This is a genomic window from Pseudomonas sp., assembly GCF_037994325.1.
GTDB lineage: Bacteria > Pseudomonadota > Gammaproteobacteria > Pseudomonadales > Pseudomonadaceae > Aquipseudomonas.
In genome coordinates this window covers 1-6,190 of record NZ_JBBNAH010000159.1, presented here as the reverse complement: position 1 = coordinate 6,190, position 6,190 = coordinate 1, and the positions used below count along the sequence as shown (strand labels likewise).

Sequence of the window (6,190 nt, the reverse complement as noted above, 5' to 3'; positions counted from 1 at the left end):
CCTCTCCCGCGAGCGGGAGAGGGGAGACAAAGCGTTCAGCTCCCTCGCCCCTCGGGGAGAGGGTTGCGGTGAGGGGGCGGCAGTACCCGCTAAATCACCAGGTACTGCTACCAACGAACTAAGAAATTGCGCACTGCGGGCAATTGTTGAAAGGGCGGCGCAAACCAAGAATCTGCGCCACATCGGGAAATTTTCCCGAATGACAACAACAAGCCCGCAGAGGTAGCCGCAATGAAGCTCACCGGTCTCACCCAGCCTTTCCTTCGCACCACCTTGTGTGTTGCCGTCACCCTGGCCAGCCTGTCGGCCGTGGCGGCGGTCACCGACCAGGACATCAGCGACAGTGGCAAACGCACTGACCAGATCGTGGTCAACGGCCTTAATCAGGCTGGCCAGCGCTACAGCACCCTGGACACCCTGAACACCAGTAACGTCAAGGAATTGCGGCCGGTCTGGGCGCTGTCGTTTGGCGGTGAGAAACAACGCGGCCAGCAAGCACAACCGATGATCAAAGACGGCGTGATGTACGTCACCGCCTCCTACTCCCGTGTATTTGCCGCCGATGCCCGCACCGGGAAAAAACTCTGGCAATACGACGCACGCCTGCCCGACGGCATCATGCCCTGCTGCGACGTGATTAACCGTGGCGTGGCCCTGTATGGCGACCTGGTGATTTTCGGCACCCTCGACGCCAAGCTCGTCGCCTTAAACAAAGACACCGGCAAAGTGGTGTGGAAGAAAACCGTAGCCGACTATAAGGCCGGTTACTCCATCTCGGCCGCACCGCTGATTGCCAAGGGCAAGCTGATTACCGGCGTGGCCGGTGGTGAGTTTGGCGTGGTCGGCAAAATTGAAGCCTATGACCCCAGCAACGGCGAACTGCTGTGGACCCGCCCCACCGTAGAAGGGCATATGGGTTACACCTACAAAGACGGCAAGGCGGTTGAAAACGGTATTTCCGGTGGCGCCCCGGGCAAAACCTGGCCAGGCGACCTGTGGAAAACCGGCGGCGCGGCGCCGTGGTTGGGCGGCTTCTACGATCCGACCACCGACTCGCTGCTATTCGGCACCGGCAACCCCTCGCCCTGGAACTCGCACCTGCGCCCAGGCGACAACCTGTTCTCCTCCTCACGCCTGGCGCTAAACCTGGAAGACGGCTCGATCAAATGGCACTTCCAAACCACCCCGCACGACGGCTGGGACTTTGACGGGGTGAATGAGCTGGTGTCGTTCGACTACCAAGACGGCGGCAAAACCATCAAGGCCGCGGCCACCGCTGACCGTAACGGCTTCTTCTACGTCCTGGACCGCACCAACGGCAAATTCATCCGCGGCTTCCCGTTTGTCGACAAAATAACCTGGGCCAAAGGCCTGGATAAAGACGGCCGGCCGATCTACGACGACGCCCACCGCCCAGGCGAACCAGGCAGCGAGAAAAAGGGCAGCTCGGTATTTGTTGCTCCGTCCTTTCTCGGTGGCAAAAACTGGATGCCCATGGCCTATAGCCAAGACACCGGCTTGTTCTACGTACCGTCCAACGAATGGGGCATGGACATGTGGAACGAAGGCGTGACCTACAAAAAAGGCGCGGCCTACCTGGGGGCGGGCTTCACCATCAAACCGCTAAACGAGGAATACATCGGCGTGCTGCGCGCCATCGACCCGAAAACCGGCAAAGAAGCCTGGCGCTACAAAAACTACGCGCCGCTGTGGGGCGGTGTACTGGCCACCAAAGGCAACCTGGTATTCACCGGCAACCCCGAAGGCTTCCTGATGGCTTTTGACGCCAAGACCGGCGAGAAGCTGTATCAATTCAACACCGGCTCCGGCGTGATCGCCTCGCCCATCACCTGGGAAATGGACGGCGAACAATACGTCACCGTGCTCTCCGGCTGGGGCGGCGCGGTACCGCTGTGGGGCGGCGAAGTGGCCAAGCGGATTAAAGATCTCGACCAAGGCGGCATGATCTGGACGTTTAAATTGCCCAAGGAGTTGGTGGCCAAGCACGGAGTGTGATGTAAACAAAAAGCCCGGCTTATGCCGGGCTTTTTTGATTTGTGGGTTGCTGATGAATGCACGTAGGGATCTCAGATTCTGGATCCCAGCCTGCGCTGGGATGACGGACGTTTTGCCCAATTCTCCGTCGTTCCCGCGCAGGCGGGAACCCAGAATCTTCAAGGTAGATGCCACACTCGCATCCCCTCCTTCTACTACCAAATAACTACCCCGCCCCCTGCCATGGACGCATTCCGGCGTTGTCATGTCCCCACCTACCATCAAGCCCATGAACTGCTCTGAATCCGGAGCAGGCACCGACAAGAGAGGCCATGCCATGATCTACGCACAACCAGGCACCGCTGGCGCCGTCGTTACTTTTAAGCCGCGCTACGGCAATTACATCGGCGGCGAGTTTGTCGCGCCGATCAAGGGCCAATATTTCACCAACACCTCGCCAGTCAACGGCCAGGTGATCGCCGAATTCCCGCGCTCCGGCGCCGAAGATATCGACAAAGCCCTGGACGCCGCCCATGCCGCCGCCGATGCCTGGGGCAAAACCTCGGTGCAAGACCGCGCGCTGGTGCTGCTGAAAATCGCCGACCGCATCGAAGCCAATCTGGAACTACTGGCCGTCACCGAAACCTGGGACAACGGCAAAGCCGTACGCGAAACCTTGAATGCCGACGTGCCCTTGGCCGCTGACCATTTTCGCTATTTCGCCGGCTGCATCCGTGCTCAGGAAGGCAGCGCCGCCGAGATCAACGAACACACCGCCGCCTACCATTTTCACGAGCCGTTGGGCGTGGTCGGGCAGATTATTCCGTGGAACTTCCCGCTGTTGATGGCCGCCTGGAAACTCGCTCCAGCACTGGCGGCCGGGAACTGCGTGGTCCTGAAACCGGCCGAGCAAACGCCGCTGTCGATCACCGTATTTGCCGAGCTGATTGGCGACCTGCTGCCGCCAGGCGTGTTCAACATCGTGCAGGGCTTTGGCAAGGAAGCGGGCGAGGCGTTGGCTACCAGCAAACGCATCGCCAAAATCGCCTTCACCGGCTCCACACCAGTGGGCTCGCACATTATGAAATGCGCGGCGGAAAACATTATTCCGAGCACCGTGGAGTTGGGCGGCAAGTCGCCGAATGTGTTCTTCGAAGACATCATGCAGGCCGAGCCCAGCTTTATCGAAAAGGCTGCCGAAGGCTTGGTGCTGGCCTTCTTTAACCAGGGCGAAGTGTGTACCTGCCCATCGCGGGCGCTGGTGCAGGAGTCGATCTACGACGAGTTTATGGTGCATGTGATGAAGAAGGTCGCCAGCATCAAACGCGGCGACCCGCTGGACACCGAAACCATGGTTGGCGCCCAGGCGTCCGAGCAGCAGTTCGACAAAATTCTCTCCTACCTGGAAATAGCTCAGGGCGAAGGTGCCGAGCTGCTGTCGGGCGGCAAGGTCGAGCAATTGGAAGGCAGCTTGGGTGGTGGTTACTACATCCAGCCGACCTTGCTTAAAGGCCACAACAAAATGCGGGTGTTCCAGGAAGAAATCTTCGGCCCGGTGGTGGGTATCACCACCTTTAAAGACGAAGCCGAAGCCCTGGCAATTGCCAACGACACCGAGTTTGGTTTGGGTGCTGGCCTGTGGACCCGTGATATCAACCGTGCCTACCGCATGGGCCGGGCGATTAAAGCCGGGCGTGTATGGACCAACTGCTACCACCTGTACCCGGCGCATGCGGCGTTTGGTGGCTACAAAAAATCCGGCGTTGGCCGTGAGACCCACAAGATGATGCTCGACCACTACCAGCAGACTAAAAACTTGCTGATCAGCTACGACATTAATCCGCTCGGGTTCTTTTAAGTCGCTAACAGCCCCTCTCTCCCAAGCGGGCGAGGGGAGACTGACGGTGTTCTCACAGCGTTCATCGATCAGGCTCCCTCTCCCGCTTGCGGGAGAGGGCTGGGGTGAGGGGCGCTCTTTAATCCGCACAAAATCGACGCACCTTTCCCGATACGCTTGTCCCGCTAAACGCCTACTCCGAAGGCTGACAACGCTGTATCGCAACGCGGCCCCGGCCGCGTTTTTTTATGGGCGTTTGTATCGGTTTATTTACCTAGCCATTACCGAGTGATTACCCGCTTTGCCTGGCACTTGCGGCACACTGCACGGGTTGCCGCTTCGGCGGATTTCTTCGTGGATACCGTGCATGTCCAAACTGTCTTTTCAGGCCTGCCGCCTGCCCCTCGCGTTAGTCTTGGCCAGTGCTTTTCTCAGCGCTTGTGCCAGTAAGCCCAACGATTTGCGTAACCCTCGCGAGTCGATCGCCGCGTTTGCCGAGAAGTCCTACCAGTCGCCGCAGCGCGGCCAGAGCCAAGGCTGGGATGCTGAGTTCACGGTTGGCGAGCAACCGGTGGAAGTCAGTTGGCTAGCCCCAATCCCAGCGCCAACGGCGGCCCCGCTGGTGGTGTTTTTGCCGGGCCTGGGCGAAGGCGCTCGTGCCGGCTTGCAGTGGCGCCAGACCTGGGCCGAAGCCGGCTATGCGGTAGTGTCGATTCAGGCGCAGCAATATGGCCGGGGCATTTATTCCAGCGACGAGGCCAAGGCCGGTACGTTCCGTGGCATGGCCCAACGCGCCTACTCAGACAGCGCGCTGAAAACCCGTATCGCCGTGGTCCAGCAAGTGCTTAACCAACTGCGCGTGCGCGGCCAGGCGGGTGATCCACAGTTGGCTGGCGTGGACTGGAACACGGTGGTGATCGCCGGCTACGACCTTGGTGCACAAACCGCTGCAGCCTTGGGCGGCGACAATATGCTCAAGGGCTGGTTGCCCAAAGCGGTGATTTTGCTCAGCCCCTACGTGGGCCCCGGCAGCCCGGTGGCGCGTGTAGATGTGCCGTTGCTAAGCATCACCGGCCCCCATGATGAAGACCCGTTCAGTTGGGTGGATTCGCCCGAGCGGCGTCTGGCCGTGTGGCGCGATAACCCCAATGCCGGCAGCTATCAGTTGATCAGCAAGAATGCCCAGCATCAGTTGTTTAGCGGCTCGCTGGATGAGCTGCCTAGCGGCGAACGTAGAGAGCTTGGCAGCCAACGTCCGGCTGCCGACCGTGACGGCGGTGGCCCTGGTGGCCCACCGGGCGCCGACGGTGGCGAAGGACCGAAACGCCGGCCGCGCCCGGACACCATGGGCCATGGCCAGGACGACTTGAATTGGTTTGATGCGCGCCAGGTCGCCAATGTGCAAACGGTCAGCACCGCGTTTCTCGATGCCACTGTGCGCCATGCGCCGGAAGCCAAGGCTTGGCTGAATAAAGATGCCGCCCAGGCTATCGGCCCGGCGGCGTCTATCGACGGGCGTTAAGCGCCGGCGATCTCGGCCATACGCTTTAGTACGGCATGCAAACCGTTGCTGCGCGAAGGGGAGAGGTGACGGGCCAGGCCGAGCTGAGTAAACCAGTCGGCCAGGTCGAGGCTGTGCAGTTCGGCGGCGGGTAGACCATTGACCCGCACTAACAGCAACGCCAGCAGCCCGCGAATCAAGCGGGCGTCGCTGGCGGCACGAAACTGCCAGCTGCCGTTGTGCGGCGCGCCGACTAACCACACCTGACTTTCACAGCCGCTGACCTGATTGGTGTCGCTGCGTTCGTCCTCACTTAGCGGCGCAAGCTGCTCGCCCCAGGTCATCAACAGCCGCGCCCGTTGTTCCCAACTGATCGGTTGGCTAAAGGTGTGCAACGCCGTTTCGGCGGCGGCCGGCAGGCTCACTGCAAGATCTCCAGGGCCTGATCCAGAGCGGCAAAAAAACGTTCGAGATCGCTGCTGTCGTTGTACAAGGCCAGCGACACCCGGATTGCTCCCGGCAAGCCCAGGCCACGTAGCAACGGCATGGCGCAGTGATGCCCGGCGCGCACGGCAATGCCTTGCTCAGTGAGCAGATGGGCGAGGTCGGCGCTGTGCACCTCTTCCACCACAAAGCTGGCCAAGGCCGTTTGCGGCGTGCCCAGTATGCGCACACCAGCGCGCGCTTGCAGGCCGCTGAGCAATTGCTGGTGCAGGGCCGCTTCGTGGGCCAGTACGGCAGCGCTGGGCAAACCCGCCAGGTAAGCCAGGCTGGCGCCTAAACCGATCACCGACGAAACCGCTGGCGTGCCGGCTTCAAACCCCAGCGGTGCGGGGCGGAATTTGGCGGTGTAGTAG

Annotated in this window: 5 protein-coding genes; 3 read left to right on the top strand and 2 right to left on the bottom strand. The window is 60.8% G+C overall.

The annotated features are described in order from the left end of the window. The first annotated feature begins 231 nt into the window (after positions 1–231). The 3 genes from AAAB16_RS05335 to AAAB16_RS05325 all read left to right on the top strand — a co-directional run bounded on the left by AAAB16_RS05335 (position 232) and on the right by AAAB16_RS05325 (position 5,354). The gene (locus AAAB16_RS05335) at positions 232–2,016 is read left to right on the top strand and encodes a PQQ-dependent methanol/ethanol family dehydrogenase (protein ID WP_340662404.1); all 1,785 of its coding nucleotides are present in this window, start codon (positions 232–234) and stop codon (positions 2,014–2,016) included. 316 nt (positions 2,017–2,332) lie between these two features. Continuing rightward, on the top strand, positions 2,333–3,853 hold the full coding sequence (locus AAAB16_RS05330) for an aldehyde dehydrogenase family protein (protein WP_340662403.1): 1,521 nt from the start codon (positions 2,333–2,335) through the stop codon (positions 3,851–3,853). Positions 3,854–4,199: 346 nt separating this feature from the next. Continuing rightward, a complete protein-coding gene (locus AAAB16_RS05325) occupies positions 4,200–5,354 on the top strand; it encodes an alpha/beta hydrolase (RefSeq protein WP_340662402.1) in 1,155 nt (384 codons plus the stop codon). Here AAAB16_RS05325 and AAAB16_RS05320 read toward each other — a convergent pair. Together AAAB16_RS05320 and AAAB16_RS05315 are read right to left on the bottom strand one after the other, a co-directional pair. Then, positions 5,351–5,758, bottom strand: coding sequence for a SufE family protein (locus tag AAAB16_RS05320; RefSeq protein ID WP_340662401.1), 408 nt, complete (start codon positions 5,756–5,758; stop codon positions 5,351–5,353). The genes AAAB16_RS05325 and AAAB16_RS05320 overlap by 4 nt on opposite strands. Further along, on the bottom strand, positions 5,755–6,190 hold a 436-nt coding region (locus AAAB16_RS05315), incomplete at its 5' end, for an aminotransferase class V-fold PLP-dependent enzyme (protein WP_340662400.1). The genes AAAB16_RS05320 and AAAB16_RS05315, both read right to left, overlap by 4 nt.